A 24578-nucleotide genomic window follows, 5' to 3' on the forward strand; every position below is an offset into this window, starting at 1 on the left:
TTGACTGGCGACTAAAAGATGCTTCGCTGGCGCTAAAAGATGCTTCGCTGCGCTCTGCATGACGTTCTTTTATGGGCAGTTTCTTGGCCTGCGGACGACCCTATTTAGTTGCCGAGCACGATTTCGACGCGGCGGTTTTGGGCGCGGCCGGCTTCGGTGGCGTTGGGGGCCACGGGCTCGGCGGCGCCGTGGGCGTACACTTGCACGCGGCCGGTGGGGAAGGCGCTGGCGCTTTGCTGGGCCAGCCACTGGGCCACGGCCTGGGCCCGGGTTTCGGAGAGGCGCAGGTTTTGGGCGGGGGCCCCCACGTTGTCGGTGTAGCCGTGCACGGCCACTTTCAGGCGGCCGGCCACCACGAGGTCGTCAAACAGTTGGCTGAGCTGGCGCTGGGCGGCGGGCGTGAAGGTGCTCTGGCCGGTGTTGAACTCGATGTCCCACACGCGCTGGCTCACGCGGCGACTGATTTCGTCGTCGGCGGCAAACTTGGGCGTTTCGGCCGGGGCCACGGCCTTGCCCTGGTACTGGGCTTGCAACTTGCGCAGGGGCCCCAGGTCGAGCATCTCGTCGAGTGGCACGTAGGTGGGCAGCTCCTTGGGGTACAGCTTCTTCTGCACGTCGCCGAAGGTTTTGTACACCGCGGCGTAGATGTTGGTGCCGCCGTTGTCCAGGCCAAACAAGGCCAGGTTGTCGCTGAAGTTGAAGGCCTTGCTGCCGCCCAGTTCTACCACTTCGCCGGTCTGGTCGGCCTCGCTCGTGCCCTTGTAGTACTTCAGCCAGTAGGCGCCGGGCTTGTCCTGGTCGCCGTACACCTGGGCCGAAATATCCGCGGCGCGGGCCAGGGCTTCGGGGTGGCTTTTTACCTGGTCGCCGGCCACGGCCAGGGCCGTAATCAGGCCCAGCACCTGCTGCGGGTGGGCGTCGTACCAGCGCTTGGTGGTCACCATGATGTTGGGCATTTGGTTGGAGTAGTCCTTGGTGGACACGATGTTGACGAGGCCGCCCTTTTGCTTGGCGATGTTCACGTCGCCGGGCGTCCAGGTGGCCACGGCGTCGGCCACCACGTCTACCCGGGTGCCGGTGTTGCGGCCGTTAATGACTTGGGCGCGGCTTTCGGGCTTGCCCACGATGTACTTCTCCGCGGCGGCCAGGAAGTCGGCGGCGGCCATGAAGTTCACGGCCTGCGGGTCGTAGGTCGTCTCGTCGGGGTTGACTTTCAGGCCGTTGTCGGCGCACCACTTCAGGGCAATGTTCTGGTCGCCGTCGCGCAGGTAGCAGGCAATGGTTTTGCCCAGGGCCGCCTTGGGGTTGTCGAGCCAGGCCTTGGGGCCCATCAGCTTGTCTTCGCCAAACGACTTGCCCACGCTGTAGGGGATGACGGCCAGGCCGGTGCCGGCCTTGGCCAGCTGCGCCTGCACCGACGAAAACGCCGGCAGGCCGTCGCCCATGATGCTCACCACCAGGCCCGGGGCTTGCGGATTGCTTTGCAGGTCGAGGGCGTTTTTCACCAGGTCGGCCTGCATTTTGGCCACGTCGTCCTGGCGGTTGATTTGCACGTCCAAGCCGTTGGCGGCCAGCGCCGAGCCCTGCGTGGTGCGGGGCCCCCCGTTGGCCAGCATGGCGGCCATCTGGCTGTTCCAGGCCATCACCTCCCAGGTGAGGGCGGTGCCTTTTTCGGCCGGGGCCGTGCCGGGCAGCGGGGCCAGCGGCACGGCCAGGTTGGTGCGGGTCCCGCCGGTGGCGGCCGGCAGCTCAATCGAGCTGAGCAGCACCGACTGGGTTTCCGCTGGTTTGAAGAAGCTGCCGCTGGCAACCAGCTTGTTGATGCCAAAGTAGAGCAGCACGGCGAGCAAGGCGCCGATTACGATTTTACCGCGAGTGGTCATTGTAGTTGAAGCAAAAAAAGAGTTGAGAGGAAGGGGCCCCGGGCGGGTTAGTAGCCCAGCAGCAGCAGCGCGCATTGCGCCAGGGCGCTGCTAGTCAAGCAAACTAGAATAGGCATCATCGGAAGCTTTTTTAAGGGTGGCGGCGGCGGGTTGGGCCGGGGTTTTGTCGTTGGTCATCAGGGCGTTGAAATCGCCTTTCTGGTATTTCTCCAGCAGGCGCTGGCCCTGGGCGCTCATCACGCCGTTCTGGATGTCCATCTCCTTCACGAACTCCTGCGAGTAGCGCATGGCCTGCTTGATTTGGCCGAGCTGCTGGGCCATGTCCTGGGCCACGCGGTCGGTGGCCAGGTCGAAGAAGTACTTCTTGTCGGGGTCGCCGCGCAGGATGTTCATCGCCGCCCGCATGCCCGAGCTGGTGCGCTTCACCAACTCGTACTCGTCTTTCAAAAGGTTGACCTTGAACTTGCTGGCGTCGATCTGGCGCAGGGCCGCTTTCAGGATCTGGCGCATCACCACGCTCACGTTGGCCGTGGTGGTGGCCATGGGCTGCAGGCGCTGGCTGTACTCCTGGAGCTGGGCGGCGCGGCTGGCGTAGCTGTCGGCGGCGTCCTTTTCGCCCTGGCGGGTGGCGGCGTCGGCCAGGGCCAGGTACTCGCGGGTTTGGGCGGCGTTGGCGGCCAGCTTGCGCTGCACCAGTTCGCGGGCCCCCTCAATGTGGCCCACTTCGGCGTCCATCTTGCGCGCCTCCTGCTCGGTGGTGCGGATGTAGTCCTCCATGATGCCGATGGGGTCGGTGTTGACGAAAATGCCCGCCGCGGTGCGCAAAATGCGCTGCCCCGCGTACCAAAATCCGGCCTGGATGCGCTTGTTGGTGCCCAGCAAAAACAGCACGAACAGGGCCCCCAGCCCGATGCCCAGCCGCACGGTGTCGAACACCATGGCCACCAGGAAGGGCACGATGTGGCCCCAGCCGTAGGCCCCGGCGGCCCCCAGGCCGGCCAGTACCACCCAGCCGGCTACCTTTTCGGGCTGCTGCCACTTGGGCAGGCCGGTGGGCTCAGAAGAAGAAAAAACGGGGAGCGTGTTCATTGTTGGTTGGTAGTTAGAGGTTTATCGGAAGAAGGAGCCATCAGAAAAGACTGTGTGGCTTGGCGGTGCGCTTGCACCTCGGCCGCCGCCGCGGCCTGCGCCAACTCGTAGGACGCCAGGGCCCCCTGGGCCTTCTGGCGCTCGGCGGCCAGGGCCTGCTGCGCGGTGGCCAGTTGCTGGCCACGCTCGGCCAGCTGGCGGGTGAGGTCGGCCACGGTGGCTTGCAGCTGGGCCTCTTGGCCGGCGAGTTGGGCCAGGGGGCTGGGGGGCGTGCCGGGCGGCGGGGCGGTTTCCCCCAGCTTCTGGCGGTGGCGGGCCAGCACCCGGGCGCGGTCGTCGGCCAGGGTTTGGGCCAGGCGGTCGGCCGAGGCCAGCAGGGCGGGCAGGTCGTGGCCCGTGACGGCGCTGTAGGCGTTGAAGGCCGTTTGGTAGAGCAGGGGCCCTGCCATACCGCTGCCGGTCAGGCTCTTCACAATTTTCAGGTAGGCCCCGAAGTCGTGGTCGGCGGCCAGCAGCTGGGCCATGTGGTCGAGGTGCCGCTGCTCGGCCTGCGCCGGGGCCCCAGTGGGGCTCACCGCCAGCGGAGTTGGGGAGGGCAGCGGCGCAGGAGTTGCCGCGGCCGGCGCAGCAGCGTCGTCTTCGACAAAGAAGTCCTTCGCCGCTTTGGCGAGGTTATCAAACAGGAGCATGGCGGAAGCAGCGGTTGGTGGGGGATGGTCACCTATTGCCAATCCAGATGCCGCGTGCTAGCCAATGCTTAATTAATTATTTAAGTAATTGACATTCAATCAAATAATTAATTATAAAATTAAATTACAGCCGTAAAAAGGGGTTATTTTTTCATAATGAAAATCCGATTTTTTCATAACCGCAACGGAAAAGGGGGTTCGGGGGCCCTAGTGGCGCGGGTTTGCATACATATATGTTATTAATAATAGGAACTGTCATGCTGAGCCTGCGAAGCATCTTATCAGTGTAGAATAGGTCGTTCAGCAGGGATAAGATGCTTCGCAGGCTCAGCATGACAGTTCTTAGTCGGTTTGCCCGCTTACTTTGCCCCGATGAGTACCCCCGCCGAATGGAGCGAATTGGCCGTGGCCCAGGTGCAGGGCCGCACACGCCTCGTGGCCAGCAAAAGCATCCAACCGCTCAAAATCCTCAACCCCGGCGCGGCCCACGCGGCCTGCCACGTGGTGCTCTCCAGCTATGGCGGTGGCCTGGTGGCTGGCGACGACCTGCGCCTGCGCATTCATGGCGGGGCCGGCACGCGCCTATGCCTGAGCACCCAGGCCAACACCAAGGTGTTCAAGTCCATCGATGGGCAGTGGGCGGCGCAGCATTTCGCCGGCACCCTGGAGGCCGGGGCCCTGGCCGCCGTGCTGCCCGACCCCGTGGTGCCCCAGGCCGACAGCCGCTACCGCCAGCACCAGCGCTGGGACCTGGCCCCCGGGGCCCTGCTGCTATTGGCCGACTGGTGGGCCGCCGGCCGCACCGACCTCGGCGAGCGGTTTGCCTTCCAAAATTTCACGTCCGAAACGCGCATCAGCGTGGCTGGCCGGCCGCTGGTGCTCGACCGCTTCCACTTCGACCCCGCCGAGCACATCGCTACCGCGCCCGCCAACTTCGACCGGTACGAAACCATGCTGACGGTGTACCTGGTGGGGCCCCCGAAGCGCCGCGCTTTGCCGCGCTGGCCGGGGCCCTGCACGCCCTCAAAATGCCGGTGCAGGACGACCCGCACTTCCGCCTGGCAGGCCGCGCCTGCGTGCTGGCGGTGGCCGCGGCGCGCCCCGGCGTAGTAGTACTGCGCGCCCTGGCCCACCACCGGCAAGACGCAGACTTCATCTACCACCACCTGCTGCAAACGCTGGCGAAGGAAGAGTTTTTGGGGCACAACCCGCTGGCTCGGAAATATTGAACAGTCGCTAGACGGCCTGTAGCGCGACTTGGTAGTCCGCGGCTTTGAACGGCCGTTGAGCGGTGATTACAGTGTAGTGTGGACTCTGCGAGTCCGCGTGGTTGAACGGTCGCTGCTAGAATTGGTAGGACGAAGCGAGAGCCGCGGACTACAAAGTCCGCGCTACAGCCCGTTCGGCGACCGTTTAAATGTGCGGACTCGCTGAGGCCACGCTACTGGTGCTGGGGCGTCGCTCGGGGCTGACGGCGGCGAAACCCCGCGCTTTGGCCGCGTGGATGTGGCCAATAATCTCCTCTAAACCGAAGCCATCCAGGGCCCGGGCGAAGATGAAGGGGCCCTCGCCGCGCATGCGTTTGGAGTCGCGCTCCATCACGCCGAGGTCGGCGCGGATGAGGTCTTTGAGATCAATTTTATTAATTATTAATAAATCGGATTGGGTGATGCCGGGGCCCCCTTTGCGCGGAATTTTATCGCCGCCCGATACGTCGATGACGTAGATGGAATAATCGACCAGCTCACGGCTGAAGTGGGCGGCCAGGTTGTCGCCGCCGCTTTCCACGAATAAGAAATCGAGCGCAGGGAAGCTGACCATCAAGCCTTCCAGCGCGTCCATGTTGACGGAAATGTCCTCGCGGATGGCGGCATGGGGGCAGCCGCCGGTTTCGACGCCCACAATGCGCTCGGGCGTGAGGGCGCTGTGGCGGATGAGAAACTCAGCGTCTTCGCGGGTGAAGATGTCGTTCGTGACCACGCCCAACTCGAATTCGCTGCGCAGCCGTTCGCACAGTGCCTTGAGCAGCGCCGTTTTGCCCGTGCCCACGGGCCCCCCAATCCCCACCGTGAAGGCCCGCTTGCGGAAGTCGCGGTAGGAGGGGAGCCGCCGCGTCTCGCGCTCCTGGAAGTCGCCGGGCGAGTCGTAGGCCTCGTGGCTGTGGCCGTGGAGCAGCAAGGCGAGTTTGTCAACGAAAGCCATTCTTTGTTAAGTGTAAGAATGTGAAGGATGTGGAAATGTGCGTTTTGTCATTCCGAGCGCAGCGAAGAATCTGGGTGCACAATTGCGCAAAAATGACAAACCAGATTCTCGCTGTGCTCGGAATGACAAGAGGTGGTAATTAATTCTGGAACAGCCGGGAATAAATGTCTTCGTGCAGCACTTGTGCGGCGTCGAGCATGAAGGCGAAGCGGGCGGCTTGTGTGTAGTCGTGGCCGGCGTGAGCGGCCAGCAGGTGCTCGAATACGGTATAGAAATCGTGTTGTAGGCGGTGACCCTCCAGGGGCCCTAGGAAGCCCAGGCGCACAGCGGCGCTGAGCTGGTCGCGTAGGGACATGTGCAGGAATACGGCTTGTAAATCGGCTTGCGCGAAGCCGGCCCGGCGCAGCGTGAGGGCAAAGCTGAGGGTGAAATGCAACGGCAGATTTTGGGCCCCGAACCAGTTAATTAATTCTTCTAATTTAGCTTCGGGATAAAATGTAGTTAATAGCTTCAGCCAGTTTTTGCCCTGCACGATGCTGGCGCGGTGCAGCGTGGGTACTAGTAGCAGGGCGTCGTAATCGGCGGCCATTTCGCGCATTTCATCGGTGCCTTCGGGCAGGGCGAAGCAGGAATTAATAAACGGGATTTCCAGGCTGGCTACTTGCTGCAAGTAGGCATAGAGGTAATTGCGGAGCTTAAACGGCGTATCGATTAGCCCGAAAGTGAGGCTGCTTTCCAGCCCGTAGGAATAGGCGAACGAGCCGGTGGGCAAGGCCGAATCAACGAGGTGCAGCAGGCGGACGAACTGGGACAAGGAAAAGAATGTAGCGTGGACTCTGCAAGCCCGCGAGTTGCACCATTAATACAATTGACGTTCAAACGCGCGGACTCGCAGAGTCCACGCTACAGTGCGTGCGGCCTAAAACAGATTATAGAGCTGCGCCAGGGGCAATTTCTCGGCTGGCTCGCAGGTCAGGTGCACGCCGTCTACGGTCACGCGGTAGGTTTCGGGGTCTACTTCGATATTGGGCAGGTAGTCGTTTAGCGCCATGTCTTTTTTGCCGATGTTGCGGCAGTTTTTCACGGCTACTACTTGCTTGGTGAGGCCGTAGGTGGCTTGCACGTGCGCCACCGAGGCCGCGGATACAAATACCATCGACGTGGGGCCCACCGCTTGGCCGTAGGAGCCAAACATGGGGCGCGAGAACGAGGGCTGCGGCGTGGGGATGGAGGCGTTGGCGTCGCCCATCTGCGACTGCACGATGACGCCGCCCTTGACGATCATCTCGGCACGCGAGCCGAAAAACGCGGGTTTCCAGAGCACCAGGTCGGCCCATTTGCCTACTTCTACCGAGCCGATTTCGTCGGCGAAGCCGTGGGCGCGGGCGGGGTTGATGGTGTACTTGGCCACGTAGCGGCGGGCGCGGAAGTTGTCGTGGCGGCCGGGCGCGTCTTCGGGCAGGGGGCCCCGCTGCTGGCGCATTTTGTGGGCCGTTTGCCAGGTGCGGGTGATGACCTCGCCCACCCGGCCCATGGCCTGCGAGTCGGAGCTGATGATGCTCAGAGCCCCCATATCGTGCAAAATGTCTTCGGCGGCAATGGTTTCGCCGCGGATGCGGCTCTCGGCGAAGGCCACGTCTTCGGGGATGTTGCGGTCGAGGTGGTGGCACACCATGAGCATGTCGAGGTGCTCGTCTAACGTATTGACCGTGAAGGGGCGCGTGGGATTGGTGGAGGAAGGTAGCACGTTGGGCTCGCCGCAGATTTTGATGATGTCGGGGGCGTGGCCGCCCCCCGCGCCCTCGGTGTGGTAGGCGTGAATGGTGCGGCCCTTGAAGGCGGCGGTGGAGTTTTCTACGAAGCCGCTCTCGTTCAGCGTGTCGGTGTGGATGCACACCTGCACGTCGTACTCGTCGGCAATGGCCAGGCACTGGTCGATGGCGGCGGGCGTGGTGCCCCAGTCCTCGTGCAGCTTGAAGCCCAGGGCCCCCGCCTCGGCTTGCTCGCGCAGGCCCTCGGGCTTGGAGGTGTTGCCCTTGCCCAGGAAGCCGAAGTTGAGCGGGTAGGCCTCGGTGGCCTTCAGCATCATTTCGAGGTAGAAGGCGCCCGGCGTGCAGGTGGTGGCCGTGGTGCCGGCCGCGGGCCCCGTGCCGCCGCCCACCATGGTGGTGATGCCCGAGGCCAGCGCCTCGGGTATCTGCTGGGGGCTGATGAAGTGGATGTGGCAGTCGATGGCCCCGGCGGTGAGAATCAGGCCCTCGCCGGCAATTACCTCGGTGGTCACGCCCACGGTCATGCCGGGCGTCACGCCGGGCATGATGTGCGGGTTGCCGGCCTTGCCGATGCCCGCAATGCGCCCGGCCTTCACCCCCACGTCGGCCTTGTAGATGCCGGTGTAGTCGAGCACCAGCGCGTTGGTAATGAGCAGGTCCAGGGCCCCATCCGGCGGGATGCCGGCGGCCTGGCCCATGCCGTCGCGCAGCACCTTGCCGCCGCCAAACTTGCATTCCTCGCCGTACTGGCAGTAGTCTTTCTCGACCTCAATCAGCAGGTCGGTGTCGCCGAGCCGCACCCGGTCGCCCGTGGTGGGGCCGTACATTTCAGCGTAAGCGCGGCGGTCGAGGGGAAGGGACATATTAATTTGAAGAAATAACTGGCGCGGAAAAGAAAAAAGCGTTAATTCTTTCTAGGAGTGGTTCTACTGGTTTTCGCCCAATCATGATGCTATAGAATTGATTATTCACGGAAACATCAGTTACTCGCGCGTCATCAATTTTCAGCAGATATGGAAATCCTTTTTGCTCCTTGATTCTGTGTAGGATTCTCGAAATATATTGGCTATCTGCACCAAAATCAACTTTTTTCCCATTTACAAAAACAACATAGACCGAGGGGTCTAGTTCAGGTACAATAACTTCTCTGGCAAATTCGACGCTGCTTTTGCGACTGTTATAACAGAAGAAACGGGCACCATTCATTCGCTCCAGAAATAACTTATTCTTTTTTTCAAACTGCTTGTCGCTGAAGTAGAAGTAAATTAAAAAGAATGGAACAGTAGGTAGGATGATAAGAATTAATAAGCTAATTGCTACTGCCATAAGCACCAGCGCTAATGTGTCATTAATTTTCTGGACCAACTTTTCCATATTGCATACTAGGAGGACCTGATATAATTCTAGGAGCTACTTTTCAGCTTTTAAGATAGATGCCTTCTTCCCCTCATCGGCCATCTTTCCATCAATCCACTCGTTGCCGTCGTGTACGACTCACTCGTCGGCGAGGGCCATCAACGTAACGCGCTTGCGTTCGCTGGATCCGAAGCGGCCGGGGGCCTCAAAAAGCAAAGTCCATCTCGGCTAGCTCGCGCCCCACGGCGCGCACGCCTTCCAGAATCCGCCGCGTCTGGGTGGGGCTGGGTTTCTTATTGCCGGAAACGTACTGGCTGAGCAGGCTTTGCGTCATGCCCAGGCGCTTGGCGAGTGCGGCGGCGTTGATGACCTTGTAGGCATCAAAAAACGATTTCAAATCATAGGTGATTTTCACGTCCCCGATACCCACGGTGCGGCCCGTGTCGCTCAGGGCCAGGTTCAGTACCTCCACCATGTTGGCTTTCAACTCCTCGAAGCTGGTGCCCACCGTGTAGGCCCCTTCGCCTTCGTTGTAGGCGCTGTACCCGGTGGCGGTGCGCTCGACGATCATTTCGTACTTTTTCATCGGTTCGGCTTTTGTTAGTGGCCAGTAGTGTCGCGCTATAAATTGGCTACTCGCTCTTTTGTAAAGGTAGTATATTAACTACCTTTTTTTGAAAAATAGGTTCGGCTATTTGAGCCCCGCCTGTTTCAGGAGTACCGCGGCCAATCCTTTGCCCACCTCGGCGCTGCCGTGCAGCGGAAATTCAAGGTATCCGCTGCGGGTGAGGGCTTTTTTGGTGGCGTGCGCCAGCTTGATGTGGCTGCCCGTGTGGGCGATTTTATACCAACCGTCCCGGGTCAGCAGCCGGTAGAGTTCCGAGCTTTTCATAGGTTGTCCAGCGCTGCCTCCTTCCTGCCCGCTTCGTCCAGGGACCCGTCAATCCAGCCGTTGCCGCCGTGCACGATTCGCTCGCCGGCGAGGGCTACTAGCGTGACGCGCTTGCGTTCGCCGGGCTCGAAGCGTACGGCGGTACCGGCCGGGATGTTGAGGCGGAAGCCGTAGGCGGCGGCGCGGTCGAAGCGCAGGGCGGCGTTGGTTTCGAAGAAGGGGTAATGCGAGCCGACTTGCACCGGCCGGTCGCCCATGTTTATCACTTCGATGGCCACCGTGGGGCGGTTTTCGTTGAGGATGATGTCGCCGTCGGCCAGCAGGTATTCGCCAGGCTGGGCGTTGACGACCATGTCGGGGCCCCGCGGCGGTGGGCGTGCGCGCCAGGCCCGAGCCGTAGAGGGCCAGGGCGGGGTCGCCGTGGTCGCGGCAGATGGGGTGGTGCACGGTCACGAGCTTGGTGCCGTCGGGGAAGGTGCCCTCGATTTGCACTTCGGCCACGAGGTCGGCCACGCCGGGCAGCACGTCGGCCAGGCCCAGCAGCTGCTTGCCCTTGTCCATGAGCACAGCCACTCGCTCGCCGTCGCGGATGAATTCGAGCAGCTGGGTGGCGATGAGGGCCACGGCTTCCGGGTAGTTGAGGCGCAGGCCGCGGGCGTAGCGCTTCTGGGCCACGAAGCCCGCCTGGTGCAGCACCAGCTTGTCGAGGTCTTTGGGGGCGAGGTGCATGGGAGGGAGTTAATTAATTGCTGGGCGTTGAATGGTTGGCGCTGGGGGCCCTAAGTTTTATTTGGCTTTGCAATCGTCTGTCATGCTGACGAAGGAAGCATCTTTTCACGATTGCATGATATGCTGAGCAACGATGCAGCGCTGATAAGATGCTTCCTTCGTCAGCATGACAGCCGATTAGGTGGCAAGTAATTAAAATAATTATGGCCCTAATTATTAAACAATCAAATTACTGTATACCATCCAGCCGCCGTAGGCGATACACACTACTGACGAGAGCCACACCGACGTGCGGCGCAGGCGGCGGCTTAAGCGCATGCGCTGGGTGAAGGGGATGCTGAGCAGGCCCGCCACCCCGAACATGCCGGCCACCGAGCCCAGGCCGAACACCACAATGTAGAGCAGGCCCAGCCAGGGGTTGCGGATTTCGGTGAGCACCAGCACCACCAGGGCCCCGCTGCCGGCCAGCCCGTGCACCAGCCCCACGGCAAACGCCCAGCCGTGGGCCGTGCGGTTGAAGCGCGGCGGTCGGGCGGCGTGCTCGGTGAAGAGGCGGTGCACGGCCATGCCGATGAGCACCAGCCCCACCAGCGCCTCGAAGTATCCCCAGTGCCGGAACGTGACGCGCCCCAGCAGCAGCACCGCCCCAATAATGGCCAGCATGAGCGTGTGGCCCAGGCCCCAAAACAGGCCGTCGCGCAGGGCGGGGGTGAGGGCGTCGCGCCGCGACACCATGTTGCTCACAGCCAGCACGTGGTCGGGCTCCAGGGCGTGGCCCAGGCCGGCCACCGAGGCAAATACAACGGGCAAAAAGCTTTCCATGCCGAAGCAGCAGGGGCAAGGTGAGCCGGCAAGATAGGGGCCCCAGGGTAGATTCGGTGGGCCGGGCAGCCCGCTTTTTCGGCGGGCTGCCCGGTAATCGTTGGGGGGATTCGCGGGCCGTTGCGCCGGTGTGGGGCCCCTGGGGGAATCTCACCCCCGGCCCCTCTCCAGAAGAGAGGGGTGCCAGTACCTTAACAAGCAGATTGAACGCACCCCTCTCTTTTGGAGAGGGGCCGGGGGTGAGGTCCCCCAGGGCTCCTAAAACTGTTCTGAATAATCATAATTGCTGCTGCGGGAAAGATGCTTCGCTGCGCTCTGCATGACGTTCTTTTTGCTTGTAATCCGGCCTTCCCCAAACCCGGCTGGGGGCCCCAGCGATTACCGGGCAGCCCGCGGAAAAGCGGGTAGCCCGGGGCCAGTCTGCTGCTGGCGTGCCCTAGGCGACCCCTTAAAAACACCTTAAATTTGCGCTTCGTCCCAAACCATCGGGGCCCCAACCGGGTACTGCCGCTAATGAAACGCCTCGCCGCCTTCTGCTTGAGCTTGCTGATGCTGCTGGGTAGCTGCGTGCCCGAGAACGACTTGGGCGAGCTGGCCAAGCTGCCCGAGCTGGCGCGGCACTACCGTTTCCACCACTCGGCAGCGGGCGGGGGCCTTACGCTGGGGCAGTTTCTGGCGGAACACTACGGGGCGGGCAGCGTGCACTACACGGGCTGCACCCTCTCGGCCCGCCACCGGCAAGACCACCACAACCTGCCCCTGCGCTGCCACCACAGCTGCGGAGCGGTAGCGTTTTTGGTGGCGCCCGCGCCGCACCTGGGCTGGGCGCCCCGCGTGCCCCGGGCCGTGCCGGGGCCCCGCAGCGCGTGGGCCGGGCTGTACCGCTTCCGGCCCAGCGCATCGCTGCTGCAACCGCCGCGAGCGTAGCCCGGCGGCCGCCCCTGGAGATAGTGCGCCCGGTTGGGCCGAAGGGACTGGGTTGAATAGTGATGGGGTTTAGTGAATTGAAAATTAGTGGTTTGGGTGTAGCGCGGGCTCTGTGAGTCCGCGCGTTGAACGGCTGACGCGCGGACTTTTAGAGTCTGCGCAGCGGGCGGCTGCGCCGGGGCCCTGTTCCTGTCTTTTATGCTTGAAAAAATAATTGCCGCCAGCGTCCGCAACAAGCTGCTGGTGGCGCTCATGGTGCTGGCCCTCATCGCCTGGGGCGGGTTTTCGGCGGCCAACCTGCCGCTCGACGCCATCCCCGACGTCACCAACAACCAGGTGCAGGTCATCACCCAGAGCAACGCGCTGGCCGCGCAGGAGGTCGAGCAGCTCATCACGGTGCCGCTGGAGTTGCAGCTGCGCACCGTACCGGGCGTAACGGAAATTCGCTCCATTTCGCGCTTTGGGCTCTCGGTGATTACCGTCGTTTTCCCCGATGACATGACTACCTACCAGACCCGGCAGCTGGTGGCCGAGAAGCTGAAATCGGCCGAGGCCGACCTGGCCGCCGGGGCTGGCGTGCCCACCATGGCGCCTATCACCACGGGCCTGGGCGAGATTTACCAGTACAGCATCCGGGTGCTGCCGGGCTACGAAAAGCAGTTCGACCTGGCCAAGCTGCGCGACGTGCAGGACTGGATTGTGAAGCGCCAGCTAGCCGGCACCACCGGCGTGGTGGACGTGAGCAGCTTCGGCGGCTACTTGCGCCAGTACGAAGTGGCTGTGGACCCCGCCCGCCTGGCTGCCAACGACGTGACGGTGGCCGAGCTGTACGCGGCTTTGCAGGACAACAACGCCAACACCGGCGGCGCCTACATCGAGCGGGGCCCCAACGCCTACTTCATCCGGGGCGAGGGCCGGGCCAACTCGCTTGATGACGTGGGCGCCACCGTCATCAAGCAGGCCGCCGCTGGGGCCCCCTTGCTGGTGCGCGACGTGGCCACCCTGCGCATGGGCCACGCCGTGCGCTACGGCGCCATGACGCGCAACGGCCAGGGCGAAACCGTGGGCGGCGTGGTGCTGATGCTGAAGGGCGCCAGCTCGGAGCACACCATCCAGAACGTGAAGGTGAAGGTGGCCGAAATCCAGAAAACGCTGCCCAAGGGCCTGGTCATTACCCCGTTTCTGGACCGCACCAAGCTCATCGACAAGGCCATTGCCACCGTGGAGCACAACCTCATCGAGGGCGGCGCGATTGTGCTGGTGGTGCTGCTGCTGCTGCTCGGCAACTGGCGCGCTGGCGTGGTGGTGGCCACCATGATTCCGCTGTGCATGCTGTTTGCGCTGGGCATGATGAGCCTGTTCGGCGTGTCGGCCAACCTGATGAGCCTGGGGGCCCTGGACTTCGGCCTCATCGTGGACGGGGCCGTGATTGTCGTGGAGGCCGTCATTTTCCACCTCGTGCACCAGCGCGCGCAGGCCGCCCGCGAAACCATGGACGACATGACCGAGGTGGCCGCCACGCGCCTTATGTCGTCGGCGTTGTTCGGGCAGCTCATCATCCTCATCGTGTACTTCCCCATCCTCTCGCTCACCGGCATCGAGGGCAAGATGTTCCGGCCGATGGCCCTCACCGTGAGCTTCGCCATCCTGGGAGCCATGTTGCTGTGTATCACCTACGTACCGGCCGTCACGGCCTGGGCCCTGAAGAAAGACATTAAGGAAGAGGGGACGGTTTCGTACCGCATCATGAAGTTTCTGCACCGCGGCTACGACCCCATCATCCGTTGGGCCCTGGGGGCCCGGGTGGTGGTAGTGGGCGCGGCGGTGGCGCTGCTGGTGCTGGCGGGCTTCATATTCTCGCGCATGGGCGGCGAGTTCATCCCGCAGCTCGACGAGGGCGACATTGCCCTGAACGTGACGCTGGCCCCCGGCTCGTCGCTGAGCCAGACCGTGGCCACCAACCTGCGCGTGCAGCAAATCCTGCGCAGCAAATTCCCCGAAATTGAGCAGATTGTGGGCAAGAGCGGCACCTCCGAAATTCCCACCGACCCGATGTCGCTGGAGGACAGCGACGAGATGGTTATCCTCAAAGACCACAGTCTCTGGACCTCGGCCAGCACCCGCGAGGAGCTGGCGGGCAAGATGCAGGCCGCCCTGGCCGGCGTGCCCGGCGTGAGCATGGAGTTCCAGCAACCCATTCAGATGCGCTTCAACGAGCTGATTTCGGGCGTGAAGTCCGACGTGAGCATCAAGATTTACGGCGACGACTTGGGCGTGCTCTACGACAAGGCCAACGAGGCCGCCGGCCTCATCCGCCCGCTGGCCGGCGTGGGCGACCTGAAGGTGGAGCAGATTGCGGCCCTGCCCCAGATGCGCGTGACCTACGACCGCCAGAAGCTGGCCCAGTACGGCGTGAAGGTGAGCGACTTGAACATGATTCTGCGCGCGTCCTTCGCCGGCGACGTGGCGGGCCAGGTGTACGAGGGCGAGCGGCGCTACGACCTGGTGATGCGCCTCGACAGCGCCCACCGCCAGGGCCTGGGCAACCTGCAAGACCTGTACGTGGATGCGCCCGGCGGCCAAAAAATCCCGCTCGACGAGCTGGCCACCGTGGCCTACCGCAACGCGCCCATCCAGATTTCGCGCGACGACGCCCGCCGCCGCATCAACATCGGCATCAACGTGCGCGGCCGCGACGTGCAGAGCCTGGTGCAGGAAATCCAGGGCAAGCTCGGCCAGGGCCTCCGGCTGCCCCCCGGCTACACCATCGTCTACGGCGGGCAATTTGAAAACCTGAACCACGCCATCGAGCGCCTCAAAGTAGCCGTGCCGGTCTCGCTGCTGCTCATTTTCCTGCTGCTCTACCTCTCGTTCCGGTCCATCAAGCAGGCGCTGCTGATTTTCACCGGCGTGCCGCTGGCCACTATTGGCGGCATTGTGGCGCTGTGGGCCCGGGGGATGCCATTCAGCATTTCGGCGGGTGTGGGCTTCATTGCCCTATTTGGCGTGGCCGTGCTCAACGGCATCGTGCTGCTGGCCAGCCTCAACGAGCTGGCGGCCGAGGGCGTGGCCAGCGTGCGCGACCGAATCCTGCGCGCCACCGAGGAGCGGTTCCGGCCGGTGATCCTCACAGCCAGCGTGGCCTCGCTGGGCTTCCTGCCGATGGCGCTGAGCACTTCAGCCGGCGCGGAGGTGCAGAAGCCGCTGGCCACGGTGGTCATCGGGGGCCTCATTTCGGCCACCTTGCTCACATTGGTGGTGCTGCCGGTGCTCTACGGCCTCTTCACGAAAGACGGCGAGCCCAACCCCCGCGATGCCGCCCAGGCCGCCACCGACGCCAAGCGCGCCGCCGAGACGGGGGAGGCACCCCAGGGCCCCGGCGCTCCGGGCCCCGCCGGCCAGCAGGGCCCTAACGCCCCGGGCCCCAACCACAGCCCCGCGCCGGCCGTGAAGCCCGCGGCTGCCGTGGCCACCGCCCTGCTGCTGGCGCTGCTGGGGGCCCTAAGCCACCCGGCGCAGGCCCAAAACACGCTGGGCTCGACGGCCGGCCGGCCGCTGAATTTGAGTGGGGCCCTGCAAGCGGCCGGGGCCCAAAACCAGTCGCTGCAAACCGCCGGCCTGCAAACCCAGCAGCAGCAAGCCCTGGTGCGCACCGGCCTGGAAGCCCCGCGCACCATCGTCGATTTCCAACTCGGCCAGATTTCGGGGCCCCTAAACGACCACACGTTCAACGTCATCCAGCAGGCGGCCTTTCCGGGGGTGTACGTCGCGCAGCGCAAGCTGCTGCAAGGCCAAAGCGTGACGGCCGAACAGCAGGCCCGCCTGAGCCAGCGCGCGTTGGTGCAGTCCATTCGCAGCAACTACTACGGCCTGCTGGTGAGCTACCGCCGGGTGGCCCTGCTGCGCCGCCAGGACAGCCTGTACCGCCGTGCCGCCCACGCCGCCCTCATCCGCTACCAGGTGGGCGAAACCAACCGCCTCGAACAGGTGGCCGCCGAGGCCCGCGCCCGCGAGCTGGAAAACCGCCTGCTCACCGCCCTCTCCGACCTGGAGGTGCAGCGGTCGCAGCTGGGCCAACTGCTAGGCAGCCCCGCCCCGGCCGCCATCGACACCACCGACGCGCTGGTGGCCCCGCTCACGGCCGCCGATACGGCCGCCCTCTCGCCCGAAAGCAACCCTACCCTAGGCCTGCTGCGCCAGCAAGTGGCCGTGAGCCAGCAGCAAACGCGGGTGGACCAGTTGCGCCGCTTGCCCGACGTGCGGGCCGGCTACTTCCAGCAAACCCTCCGGCCCGAGTACCAGGCCCTGAGCGTGGTGCAGCTGGGCCTGGCCGTGCCGCTGCTGGGCGGCGCCGGCCGGGCGCGGGTGGCTGCCGCCCGCCTCGGCGAGCAGGTAGCCACCGGCCAGCTTGCCTACGCCACTAGCCAGCTCGGCACCCAACTGCAAGGCCTGCGCCGCCAGCTGCGGCGGGCCCGCGCCTCGCTCGATTATTATGAGCAGTTGGCCCTGCCCCAGGCCCGCCTCATCATCAGCACCGCCGAAAAAAGCTTCCGCGCCGGCGACATCGACTACGTGACCTACGTGGTGAACACCGAGCCCGCCTGGCAAATCCAAACCAATTACCTCGACCAGGCCCAGCGCTACAACGACCTGGTGGTGAGCGTGCAGGCCCTGACGGGTACGGACTTGCCACCGGCCCAGGGCCCCGGGAAGTAATGGGGCACATCGGCCTAGAGACGCATCCTTGCGTCTCTACGGCCCGATGTGCCCCGTTCTAAAAAGAGACCCAGTTGAGCTGCTACGCGCCGCTTTCTATCTAAAAAAAATCGACCACAACCAAAATGCCTTTCAACCTCAACCTTTACCCCGTGCTGGGGGCCCTGGCGCTGCTCACGGCCTGCGGCTCGAAGTCCGGCGACGACGCCAAAAAAGCCGAGGCCGATGCGCCCGGCCAGGCCGCCGCGCCCGCAGCCCCCGCCAACCCCGACCAAATCAGCGTGAGCCCCGCCCAGGAGCAGGCGGCGGGCATCACTTTCGGCACCTTTGAGCGGCAGAACATGACCACCGAAGTGCAGGCCAACGGCTCGGTGGAAGTGCCGCCCCAGAACCGCGTGTCCATCACGGCCGTGATGGGCGGCTACGTGCAAACCGTGCTGGTGCTGCCCGGCGAGCGGGTGCGGGCCGGCGCCACGGTGGCCACCCTACGCTCGCCCGAGTACCTCACCATGCAGGAAACCTACCTCCAGAGCAAGGCCAAGGTGCGCTTCCTGGCCGAGGACCTGGAGCGCCAGCGCATCCTCGACGTGGAGGACGTGGGGGCCAAGCGCAAGCTGCAAATGGCCCGCGCCGACTACGCTTCCGAGCAGGCCACGCTGCGCGCCACCGCTGCCCAGCTGCGGCTGCTGGGCATCTCGGTGGCCCGCCTCGACGCCACGGGCCAGATCGTGCAGAGCGTGCCGCTCACCTCGCCCATCGCCGGCTACGTGAAGGCCGTCAACATCAACCCCGGCCAGTACGTGGGGCCCCAGGACGTGCTGGTGGAGGTGCTGAACCGCGACGACTTGCACCTGGAGCTCAAGGTGTTCGAGAAGGACGTGGCCCAGGTGAAGGTGGGCCAGAAAATCCTGTTCAAGGTGCAGAATACCGGGCGCGACGAGGAACTAACGGCCCGCGTGTTCCTGGTGGGCAAGGCCTTCGACGACGACGCCCGCACCGTGCGCGTGCACGCCCACCTCGAGCCCGAGCGCACCGACCTGCTGCCCGGCCAGTTCGTGGCCGCCCGCATCCAAACCGCCGGGGCCCGGTGCGCACCTGCCCGAAGAAGCCCTAATCCAGGCCGGCGAGCTGAGCTACATCTTCCGCGCCGTGGGCCAGGATTCGGGCCGCACCGTGTTCCGCCGCGTGAAGGTGCGCGCCAGCCTGCCCCAGCACGGCGACGTGGCCGTGACCGTGCTCGACCCGCTGCCCGACACCACGAAGCTGGTGCGCAAAGGCGCCTATTTCCTCGACGCCGAGCTGCGCAAAGGCGAAGGCGGCGATTAAGTAGCTTGGACTTTGCAGTCCGAGCGGGAGCGCAGCGAGCAGGCGGTATGCAACGATTGTTGCTGCGAGATGCTCGCTGCGCTCCCGCTCGGACTACAAAGTCCAAGCTACATTTTTGGGCTATTCGCCCATGTGGCGGCGGTGGAAGCGAGCCCAGTTAGGGTCGTAGCCGCTATTGCCGAACAGGTACAGCATGATGGCCCGGGAGTAGCGGAACACCAACGGCGTGGCCACCAGCGTGAGGGCGGCCACCACCGACACGTACACCCACGTATCCGGGTCGCCGGCCAGGAAGTAGAGGGCGATGCCGACGGCGAAGAAAATGCCCACCGCGAAGCCGAAGCTGATGTACATGGCCCCGAAGTAGAAACCCGGCTCGGGCTCGTAGCTCAGGCCGCACACGGGGCAGGCGGCGGGCATGTCGGTAAACTTGGTGAGGCTGGTGGCGGGGTGCAGAAATAGGGCCCCCTCGTGGCAGCGCGGGCAGCGCAGGCCCAGCAGCGCCAGGGTGGAGGAGGTGTTCGCTGGTTCGGTTTCGGGTTCCATGGGCGGGGCGGCGGGGAAAGGCGTAAAAGTAGGGCCCCAGCAGCTGGGGCGGCCGCGTTCGGGGCGGGGGCGGTAGTTTTGGGTATGATGCCTTCCTCCGCACCCATCCGCACCGGCCTGTTGGCTTACGGCATGTCGGGCAAGCTGTTTCACGCGCCCTTCATTACCGCCCACGCCGGCTTCGAACTATCCGCCGTGGTTGAGCGCCACGACGCCCGCATGGCCGCCGACTACCCCTGCGTGCGCAGCTACCCCAGCGTGGCCGAATTCCTGGCCGACCCCGCCCTCGAGCTGGTCATAATCAACACTCCCAGCGGCCTGCACGTCGAGCAGGCCCGCCAGGCCCTGCTGGCCGGCAAGCACGTGCTCATCGAGAAGCCCGTGGCCGCCAAGGCCGCTGAGTGGCAGGCCCTGGGGGCCCTGGCCCAAGAGCAGGGCCGCCACCTGCTGGCCTACCAAAACCGCCGCTGGGACACCGACTTCGGGGCCGTGCGCCGCGTGGTGGAGAGCGGCCAGCTCGGCCAGCTCATCGAAGCCCACTTCCGCTACGACCGCTACAAGACGGCCCTGAGCCCCAAGCCTTTCAAGGAAACGCCCGGTCCCGCCGTGGGCCTGGCCTACGACCTGGGGCCCCACCTGGTGGACCAGGCCATTAGCCTGTTTGGGCGGCCGCTGGGCGTGCGCAAGGTGCAGGGCCACTACCGGCCCGGGGGCCTGATCGACGACTTTTTCAGCTTCCACCTGCGCTACCCCGCCGGCCTGAACGTGTGGCTGACGGCCGGCCTGCTGGTGGCCGCCCCCGGCCCGGCCTACGTGCTGCACGGCACCCGCGGCAGCTACCAAAAGGGCCGCACCGACCCCCAGGAGGCCCAACTGCTGGCCGGCCTGCGCCCCACCGACCCCGCCTACGGCCACGAGCTGCCCGGCAGCGACGGCCACCTCACCCTGGCGGGCCCCGACGATGGCCTGAGCACCCAGCCCGACCCGGCCCCCTCCGGAAACTATTTGGGCCTGTTCGACGCTGTGGCCCAAACCATCCGCCACAACCACCCCTACCCGGTGCGCGCCGACGAAGTAGCCTGGCAACTGGAAATCCTGGAACAGCCGGCCGAGGCGTAGCAGTTGGTCTGCTGGCCATCACGCAGCCGAAGTGCCTCTGTTGTTGACTAATCGGTAGTGGTCTGACCACGGGGTGTCCGGCGACTTTTTCAGTCGTCGGGCCACTCTGGCGGTTGAATGGGGCCCTGCCCAGTGATAAGAGTGGCCCGACGAAGCCCTGCGGGCAATTCGCCGGACCACCCCGTTTTAAGCCATTGTAATTTATATTTATAAGATTATCAAACAGCTATTTTACCTGTTTTGCCTGCTGCTGGGGCCCCTGGGGGCCCTGGCCCAGGTGCCGGCCGATACCGTGCGCCAGCCCCGCACCGTGGCCCTCGACACCGTGGCAGTGGCCCCGCAGGCCGTGGACACGCAGGGCTGGCTGCTGCTCGACCCCGACATCCGCGGGGAGCTGGGCGGGGCGGTGGCCAACCTCTACAACTTCAAGTTCGACCGCGCCGAGCGGCAGTTTCGGTCGCTGCGCCGGCGCTACCCGCACCACCCCATGCCCTACTTTTTGCTGGGCCTGAACGTGTGGTGGAAGATGATGCCCAGCAACTTCACCGACACGAAGTACGACCGGCTGTTCCTGGCCTACATGGATACGACCATTGCCCTGGCCAAGCGCCGCTACGACGCCGACGATAAGAACTACGAAGCCTGCTTCTTCCTGTCGGCGGCCTACGGGTTCGAGGCGCGGCTGTTTGGCGAGCGCAGCTCCTACGCCAAGGCCAGCCTCTACAGCAAGCGGGCCCTCAACTACCTGGAGCGCAGCCGCGAAGCCAACGGCCTCAGCCCCGAGTTTCTGCTCGGCCAGGGCCTGTTTAACTACTACGCCGACGTCATAACCGAGGCGCACCCCTGGCTAAAGCCCGTCCTGGTCTTTTTCCCGAAGGGCAACCGCGTGCTGGGTCTCCAGCAGGTGCGCACGGTGGCCACCGAGGGCTTCTACACCCGCACCGAGTCCAAGATCCAACTCGTTGATATGTTGGAGAGTACGCGCGAGAAAAACCCCATGGGGGCCCTGCAAATCTGCGCCGGCCTGCTGGCTGAATTTCCCGACAATGCCTACGTGCAGCGCGAGTACGCCAAGCTGTGCTTCGTGACGGGCAACATCGGGGCGGGCGAGGCCGTGAGCCGCCAGCTGCTCGACAAAATCAACTTGGGCCTGCCCGGCTACGAGGCCACCAGCGGGCGCTACGCGGCCTACTACATGGGCTACTACAACCAGTTCATCTACCACAACCTGACGGCCGCCAAGGACTACTACCTGCGCTGCATCGTATTCGCCGAAATCAGCAACCAAACCCAGCAGCGCTACTACTCCTACGCCAACGGCAACCTGGCCAAAATAGCCGTGCAGGAGCACGATGCCACCGCCGCCCGCCGCTATTACCAAGCCGTGCTCGACCACGCCGACAAAACCCTGCCCCTGCGCGCCGAGGCTCAGCAGTACCTCAAGCCGCGCAAAAAGTAGGGGCAATGGGGCTCCGGGGGAAGGCACGAGGAGTTATTCTAACGAAAAAAAACGGTCATGCTGCGCTGCGCTCAGCATGACCGGATTATTGACCAGGAAACTATCCTAGGGCCCCCGTGGCCCTAGTGCTGCGCCTGCTGCAACAGCCGCACGATGAGGCCGGTCCAGCCGGTTTGGTGGCTGGCGCCCAGGCCTTTGCCGTTGTCGCCGTCAAAGTACTCGTGGAAGAGCAGGTTGTCTTTGAAGTGCGGGTCGGTTTGCAGCAGCTCGGACTGGGCAAAGGCCGGGCGGCGGCGTCGGGGCCCCGCAGCAGCAGGCTGGCGAGGCGCTCGGCGAGGGCGGCGGCCACCTGGTGCAGGTTCAGCTCCTGGCCCGAGCCGGTGGGGTACTCAATGGTGAACGAGTCGCCGTAGTAGTGGTGGAAGCGCTGCAACGACTCGATGATGAGGTAGTTGACCGGAAACCAGATGGGGCCCCGCCAGTTCGAGTTGCCCCCGAACATGTCGGAGTCGGACTCGCCCGCCAGGTACGCCACCTCAAACGAGTTCTCGGTGGTGTGGTACTGGTAGGGCGCGGCCAGGTGGTGGCGCGAGAGCGAGCGAATGCCGTGGTCGCTCAGGAATTCCTGCTCGTCGAGCATGCGCGTGAGCACGTGGCGCAGGCGGGTGCGGCGCAGCAGGCTGAGGCGGTGGCGGGTAACCTGGCCGGGCAGTTGCAGCTGGCCCACGAGGGCGGCCAGGTGGGGCCGGTGGTTGAGCAGCCAGGTGGCCCGGGCCATGAACTGCGGCGCGGCCCCCAGCAGGTCATCGTCCAGTATTTCCACGGCGAAGAGCGGAATCAGGCCCACCATCGAGCGGATGCGCAGGCTCGTGCGCGAGTCGTCGGGGGCGTGCAGCACGTCGTAGTAAAAGTTGTCCTGCTCGTCCCAGAGGTTAAACTCGCCGCCGCCGCCGTGCGTCATGGCGTCGGCGATGTAGAGGAAGTGCTCGAGGAACTTGCTGGCCATGTCCTGGTACACGGGGTTGGTTTGTGCCAGCTCCAGGGCCATGCGCATCAGGTTGAGGGCGAACATGGCCATCCAGCTGGTGCCGTCGCTCTGCTCCATTTTGCCGCCCGTGGGCAGCGGCGAGCTGCGGTCGAACACCCCAATGTTGTCCATCCCCAGAAAGCCGCCCTCGAAGATGTTGCGCTCGTCGCGGTCCTTGCGGTTCACCCACCAGGTAAAAGTCATCACCAACTTCTGAAAAACGGCCTCCAGAAAGGCGTGGTCGCCCTGGCCACCGTTGAGCTTTTTGTCCATCTGGTACACCCGCCAGGTGGCCCAGGCGTGCACTGGCGGGTTCACGTCCTCAAACTTCCACTCGTAGGCCGGCATCTGGCCGTTGGGGTGCAGGTAGCCGTCCTTGCAGAGCAGCCGCAGCTGGCTCTTGGCAAATTCGGCGTCCACCGCCGCCAGCGGCAGGCAGTGGAAAGCCAAGTCCCAGGCCGCGTACCAAGGGTATTCCCACTTGTCGGGCATCGAGACGAGGTCGGCGTTGTGCAAATGCCGCCAGGTGGCGTTGCGGCCCCGGCGGCGGGCGGCGGGCAGCGGCGGCTCGGGGTGGGCGGGGTCGCCGTCGAGCCACTGGGCCACGTCGTAGTAGTAAAACTGCTTGCTCCAGAGCATGCCGGCGTAGGCCTGGCGCTGCACGTTGCGGGCATCGTCGCCCACTAAGCCCTCCTGCACGCAGTCGTAAAACACGTCGGCCTCCTGCCGGCGGGCGGCAAACACGTCCTCAAAATCAGCGAATGGGGCCCCCAGCTCGGCCTGGCTGAGGCGCAGGCGCACGGTGTAGCTCTGGCCCGGGGCCACGGTGGCGGTGTAGCAGGCGGCGGCCTTGGTGCCGCGCTGGGCGGGGTTCACGGCCCCGTCGTTGCCCTCCACCACGTAGCGGTTGATGCCATCTTTGTAGTACGCGCCGGTGGCGGGGTCGTAGGTAGGGCCCCCCAGCAGGTGCGCGTCGGGGTCGGTGCCCGGCTCGGGCACGGCCACGGGGCGGGTGTCGTTGTCGCAAAACAGCAGGGCGGCGGGGCCGTCGCAGTACAGCTGGTAGCGGCCCAGGGCGGGGTGCTCGGCGCGCACCGTGCCGGCGGGGCCGGCGGCCAGGGTGGGGCGGGCAGCGTCGTAGCCCCAGGCCCAGGTGTTGCGGAACCAGAGCTGCGGCAGGATGGCCAGCGGCGCGGCCACGGGGCCCCGGTTGTGGGCCGTGATGGAGACCAGCAGGTCGTCGGGCCCCGCCTTGGCGTACTCGATGAACACGTCGAAGTAGCGCCCTTCGTCGAAAATGCCGGTGTCAATCAGCTCGTATTCCGGCTCCTGGCGGCTGCGGGCGGCGTTTTCCCGGCGTAGTGCTTCGTAAGGAAACGCGGCTTGCGGGTACTTGTACAGCATCCGCATGTAGGAGTGCGTGGGCGTGCTGTCGAGGTAGTAGTAGGCCTCTTTCACATCCTCGCCGTGGTTGCCCTCGCCGTTGGTCAAGCCAAATAGGCGCTCCTTGAGCTGGTCGTCCTGCCCGTTCCAGAGGCCCACGGCGAAGCACAGGTACTGCTGGTCGTCCGAGATGCCGCCGAGGCCCTCTTCGCCCCAGCGGTAGGCGTAGGCGCGGGCGCGCTCGTGGGTGATGTGGCCCCAGGCGTTGCCGTCGGGGCTGTAGTCTTCGCGCACCGTGCCCCACTGGCGCTCAGTGAGGTAGGGGCCAAATTTCTTCCAGGGGGCCGTTTTCGCGGTGGCCGCGGCGAGGCGTCGTTGTTCTTCCATGTGGGTGGGCGCCGGGGCGGGGCAAGGGGCCTCGCCGGGTGGCGCGTTGCCGCAAAGAAACGCACCCCAGCGCACGGGGTTGCGCTGGCAGCCGGCTAAGCGCGAGTGTAGGGCGGCCACCAAAGGGCATCTAGGGGCCCGTGGTAGCGGTTTTGGCGGGCGCCGGCGCAAAAAATAAAGGGCGCAAAAAATGCGCGAACCGCTCCCAACGGGGTCCCATCTGGGCCCTTGCGCCGCCCCGCGGCCGTTGGCCA

General features: G+C 64.6%; 19 protein-coding genes and 2 pseudogenes. 7 read left to right on the forward strand and 14 right to left on the reverse strand.

What is annotated here, in order from left to right; genetic code table 11:
* Positions 1–104: 104 nt before the first annotated feature.
* The 3 genes from BEN49_RS30330 to BEN49_RS23750 form a co-directional block, all read right to left on the reverse strand.
* Positions 105–1883: an OmpA family protein gene (locus BEN49_RS30330; RefSeq protein ID WP_070747262.1), complete on the reverse strand. Its 1779-nt coding sequence runs from the start codon at positions 1881–1883 to the stop codon at positions 105–107.
* 90 nt (positions 1884–1973) lie between these two features.
* Positions 1974–2972, reverse strand: a complete 999-nt coding sequence (locus tag BEN49_RS23745) for a PspA/IM30 family protein (RefSeq protein WP_070747264.1) — start codon at positions 2970–2972, stop codon at positions 1974–1976.
* Positions 2969–3661, reverse strand: a complete 693-nt coding sequence (locus tag BEN49_RS23750; protein WP_070747266.1) for a hypothetical protein — start codon at positions 3659–3661, stop codon at positions 2969–2971. The genes BEN49_RS23745 and BEN49_RS23750 overlap by 4 nt, the downstream gene beginning before the upstream one ends.
* Positions 3662–4033: 372 nt before the next feature.
* On the opposite strand from BEN49_RS23750, the gene BEN49_RS23755 reads away from it, so the two are divergent.
* Together BEN49_RS23755 and BEN49_RS28530 are read left to right on the forward strand one after the other, a co-directional pair.
* Positions 4034–4771, forward strand: a complete 738-nt coding sequence (locus tag BEN49_RS23755; RefSeq protein WP_070747268.1) for an urease accessory protein UreD — start codon at positions 4034–4036, stop codon at positions 4769–4771.
* Complete coding sequence (locus tag BEN49_RS28530) at positions 4747–4890, forward strand: hypothetical protein (protein ID WP_158023067.1); 144 nt, start codon at positions 4747–4749, stop codon at positions 4888–4890. The genes BEN49_RS23755 and BEN49_RS28530 overlap by 25 nt, the downstream gene beginning before the upstream one ends.
* 184 nt (positions 4891–5074) lie before the next feature.
* Here BEN49_RS28530 and ureG read toward each other — a convergent pair whose 3' ends face one another.
* From ureG to BEN49_RS23795, 9 genes and pseudogenes are all read right to left on the reverse strand, one after another.
* Positions 5075–5863, reverse strand: coding sequence for an urease accessory protein UreG (gene ureG, locus BEN49_RS23760; RefSeq protein WP_070747270.1), 789 nt, complete (start codon positions 5861–5863; stop codon positions 5075–5077).
* Positions 5864–6002: 139 nt separating this feature from the next.
* Positions 6003–6677, reverse strand: a complete 675-nt coding sequence (locus tag BEN49_RS23765) for an urease accessory protein UreF (protein ID WP_070747272.1) — start codon at positions 6675–6677, stop codon at positions 6003–6005.
* 105 nt (positions 6678–6782) lie between these two features.
* Entirely contained in the window at positions 6783–8498 is a 1716-nt protein-coding gene (gene ureC / locus BEN49_RS23770) for an urease subunit alpha (protein ID WP_070747274.1), read from the reverse strand.
* A gap of 1 nt (position 8499) precedes the next feature.
* Entirely contained in the window at positions 8500–9009 is a 510-nt protein-coding gene (locus BEN49_RS27350; protein WP_125917191.1) for a hypothetical protein, read from the reverse strand.
* Between the two features lie 187 nt (positions 9010–9196).
* Complete coding sequence (locus BEN49_RS23775; RefSeq protein WP_068230552.1) at positions 9197–9577, reverse strand: helix-turn-helix domain-containing protein; 381 nt, start codon at positions 9575–9577, stop codon at positions 9197–9199.
* Positions 9578–9682: 105 nt separating this feature from the next.
* Positions 9683–9883, reverse strand: coding sequence for a type II toxin-antitoxin system HicA family toxin (locus tag BEN49_RS23780; RefSeq protein WP_070747276.1), 201 nt, complete (start codon positions 9881–9883; stop codon positions 9683–9685).
* Positions 9880–10236: an urease subunit beta gene (locus tag BEN49_RS29950; RefSeq protein ID WP_070747278.1), complete on the reverse strand. Its 357-nt coding sequence runs from the start codon at positions 10234–10236 to the stop codon at positions 9880–9882. The genes BEN49_RS23780 and BEN49_RS29950 overlap by 4 nt, the downstream gene beginning before the upstream one ends.
* A gap of 136 nt (positions 10237–10372) precedes the next feature.
* Positions 10373–10612: pseudogene (gene ureA, locus BEN49_RS29955) on the reverse strand (urease subunit gamma); the annotation flags it as partial.
* Positions 10613–10828: 216 nt separating this feature from the next.
* Entirely contained in the window at positions 10829–11434 is a 606-nt protein-coding gene (locus BEN49_RS23795; RefSeq protein ID WP_070747282.1) for a hypothetical protein, read from the reverse strand.
* A 513-nt stretch (positions 11435–11947) separates the two neighbouring features.
* Between BEN49_RS23795 and BEN49_RS23800 the strand changes: the two genes are divergently transcribed.
* From BEN49_RS23800 to BEN49_RS23810, 3 genes are all read left to right on the forward strand, one after another.
* Entirely contained in the window at positions 11948–12361 is a 414-nt protein-coding gene (locus tag BEN49_RS23800) for a hypothetical protein (RefSeq protein WP_070747284.1), read from the forward strand.
* A gap of 198 nt (positions 12362–12559) precedes the next feature.
* Positions 12560–17077 (forward strand): CusA/CzcA family heavy metal efflux RND transporter, encoded by a 4518-nt coding sequence (locus tag BEN49_RS23805; protein WP_070747287.1) that lies wholly within the window; start codon positions 12560–12562, stop codon positions 17075–17077.
* 125 nt (positions 17078–17202) lie between these two features.
* Positions 17203–18564 (forward strand): efflux RND transporter periplasmic adaptor subunit, encoded by a 1362-nt coding sequence (locus BEN49_RS23810; RefSeq protein WP_070747289.1) that lies wholly within the window; start codon positions 17203–17205, stop codon positions 18562–18564.
* Here BEN49_RS23810 and BEN49_RS23815 read toward each other — a convergent pair.
* Positions 18524–18949, reverse strand: a complete 426-nt coding sequence (locus BEN49_RS23815) for a DUF983 domain-containing protein (RefSeq protein WP_239692082.1) — start codon at positions 18947–18949, stop codon at positions 18524–18526. The genes BEN49_RS23810 and BEN49_RS23815 overlap by 41 nt on opposite strands.
* 84 nt (positions 18950–19033) lie before the next feature.
* Here BEN49_RS23815 and BEN49_RS23820 point away from each other — a divergent pair, with 84 nt between their 5' ends.
* Together BEN49_RS23820 and BEN49_RS23825 are read left to right on the forward strand one after the other, a co-directional pair.
* The gene (locus BEN49_RS23820; RefSeq protein ID WP_239692083.1) at positions 19034–20068 is read left to right on the forward strand and encodes a Gfo/Idh/MocA family oxidoreductase; all 1035 of its coding nucleotides are present in this window, start codon (positions 19034–19036) and stop codon (positions 20066–20068) included.
* A gap of 277 nt (positions 20069–20345) precedes the next feature.
* On the forward strand, positions 20346–21527 hold the full coding sequence (locus tag BEN49_RS23825; RefSeq protein WP_239692084.1) for a tol-pal system protein YbgF: 1182 nt from the start codon (positions 20346–20348) through the stop codon (positions 21525–21527).
* 122 nt (positions 21528–21649) lie between these two features.
* Here BEN49_RS23825 and BEN49_RS23830 read toward each other — a convergent pair.
* A pseudogene (locus BEN49_RS23830) lies at positions 21650–24324 on the reverse strand (MGH1-like glycoside hydrolase domain-containing protein).
* Between the last annotated feature and the right edge of the window lie 254 nt (positions 24325–24578).

Origin of the sequence: Hymenobacter coccineus, from assembly GCF_001816125.1 — a bacterium.
GTDB classification, from domain to species: Bacteria; Bacteroidota; Bacteroidia; order Cytophagales; family Hymenobacteraceae; genus Hymenobacter; species Hymenobacter coccineus.

What these genes read in the sequence shown, in the direction of transcription:
- BEN49_RS30330 (WP_070747262.1), bottom strand. Translation starts at nt 1,883, where the DNA reads ATGACCACTCGCGGTAAAATCGTAATCGGCGCCTTGCTCGCCGTGCTG.
- BEN49_RS23745 (WP_070747264.1), bottom strand. Translation starts at nt 2,972, where the DNA reads ATGAACACGCTCCCCGTTTTTTCTTCTTCTGAGCCCACCGGCCTGCCC.
- BEN49_RS23750 (WP_070747266.1), bottom strand. Translation starts at nt 3,661, where the DNA reads ATGCTCCTGTTTGATAACCTCGCCAAAGCGGCGAAGGACTTCTTTGTC.
- BEN49_RS23755 (WP_070747268.1), top strand. Translation starts at nt 4,034, where the DNA reads ATGAGTACCCCCGCCGAATGGAGCGAATTGGCCGTGGCCCAGGTGCAG.
- ureG (WP_070747270.1), bottom strand. Translation starts at nt 5,863, where the DNA reads ATGGCTTTCGTTGACAAACTCGCCTTGCTGCTCCACGGCCACAGCCAC.
- ureC (WP_070747274.1), bottom strand. Translation starts at nt 8,498, where the DNA reads ATGTCCCTTCCCCTCGACCGCCGCGCTTACGCTGAAATGTACGGCCCC.
- BEN49_RS27350 (WP_125917191.1), bottom strand. Translation starts at nt 9,009, where the DNA reads ATGGAAAAGTTGGTCCAGAAAATTAATGACACATTAGCGCTGGTGCTT.
- BEN49_RS23775 (WP_068230552.1), bottom strand. Translation starts at nt 9,577, where the DNA reads ATGAAAAAGTACGAAATGATCGTCGAGCGCACCGCCACCGGGTACAGC.
- BEN49_RS23780 (WP_070747276.1), bottom strand. Translation starts at nt 9,883, where the DNA reads ATGAAAAGCTCGGAACTCTACCGGCTGCTGACCCGGGACGGTTGGTAT.
- BEN49_RS29950 (WP_070747278.1), bottom strand. Translation starts at nt 10,236, where the DNA reads ATGGTCGTCAACGCCCAGCCTGGCGAATACCTGCTGGCCGACGGCGAC.
- BEN49_RS23795 (WP_070747282.1), bottom strand. Translation starts at nt 11,434, where the DNA reads ATGGAAAGCTTTTTGCCCGTTGTATTTGCCTCGGTGGCCGGCCTGGGC.
- BEN49_RS23800 (WP_070747284.1), top strand. Translation starts at nt 11,948, where the DNA reads ATGAAACGCCTCGCCGCCTTCTGCTTGAGCTTGCTGATGCTGCTGGGT.
- BEN49_RS23805 (WP_070747287.1), top strand. Translation starts at nt 12,560, where the DNA reads ATGCTTGAAAAAATAATTGCCGCCAGCGTCCGCAACAAGCTGCTGGTG.
- BEN49_RS23810 (WP_070747289.1), top strand. Translation starts at nt 17,203, where the DNA reads ATGCCTTTCAACCTCAACCTTTACCCCGTGCTGGGGGCCCTGGCGCTG.
- BEN49_RS23815 (WP_239692082.1), bottom strand. Translation starts at nt 18,949, where the DNA reads ATGGAACCCGAAACCGAACCAGCGAACACCTCCTCCACCCTGGCGCTG.
- BEN49_RS23820 (WP_239692083.1), top strand. Translation starts at nt 19,034, where the DNA reads ATGATGCCTTCCTCCGCACCCATCCGCACCGGCCTGTTGGCTTACGGC.